Origin of the sequence: Pseudoalteromonas sp. MER144-MNA-CIBAN-0113, assembly GCF_040308965.1 — a bacterium.
GTDB lineage: Bacteria > Pseudomonadota > Gammaproteobacteria > Enterobacterales > Alteromonadaceae > Pseudoalteromonas > Pseudoalteromonas tetraodonis.
In genome coordinates, this window is record NZ_JBEOOG010000452.1 from 1 (window position 1) to 256 (window position 256).

General features: G+C 43.0%; 1 pseudogene. It reads left to right on the forward strand.

Annotated elements, in window-relative coordinates:
* A pseudogene (locus AAEY57_RS20455) lies at positions 1-256 on the forward strand (30S ribosomal protein S6--L-glutamate ligase); the annotation flags it as partial.

The window sequence follows — 256 nt, forward strand, 5'->3', positions numbered from 1 at the left end:
GTGTTTACCCTGTAAACGAATCAGTCGCTATTTCTCGTTCGCGCGATAAATTACGCTCACTTCAGTTACTTTCGCGCAAAGGCGTTGGTATGCCAGTAACAGGTTTTGCTAGCAAACCAGATGATGTAAAAGACTTACTAGAAATGGTAGGCGGTGCACCTGTTGTAATTAAATTACTTGAAGGCACACAAGGCATTGGTGTTGTACTTGCTGAAACACGCAAAGCGGCAGAAAGTGTTATTGAAGCATTTATGGG